A 263-nucleotide genomic window follows, 5' to 3' on the forward strand; every position below is an offset into this window, starting at 1 on the left:
GGGCGTAGTAAGCTTTGAGCTCTTTTTGGTTCTGGGAATAGGCATCGCCAATCATGCTGATGGAGGAGACCCCCAATCCCAGCAGATCACAATCCCCCTGGGTGGTGTAGCCCTGGAAATTGCGGTGCAACTTGCCCTCGCGCTGCGCCACCGCCAGCTCGTCATCCGGTTTGGCGAAGTGATCCATGCCGATGAACTGGTAGCCCTGACCGGTGAGGAAGGCGATGGTGTCTTGCAACATGGCCAGCTTCTCCCGGGGGGCC

At 59.3% G+C, this 263-nt stretch carries 1 protein-coding gene; it reads right to left on the bottom strand.

Going from position 1 to position 263, the window contains the following annotated elements; translation table 11 throughout:
* Window positions 1–241 (bottom strand): hypothetical protein (locus tag N8N51_RS10375; protein WP_261104145.1); only part of this gene is annotated, 241 nt, incomplete at its 3' end.
* Between the last annotated feature and the right edge of the window lie 22 nt (window positions 242–263).

Source organism: Streptococcus mitis, assembly GCF_946188685.1.
Taxonomy (GTDB): domain Bacteria; phylum Bacillota; class Bacilli; order Lactobacillales; family Streptococcaceae; genus Streptococcus; species Streptococcus mitis_CC.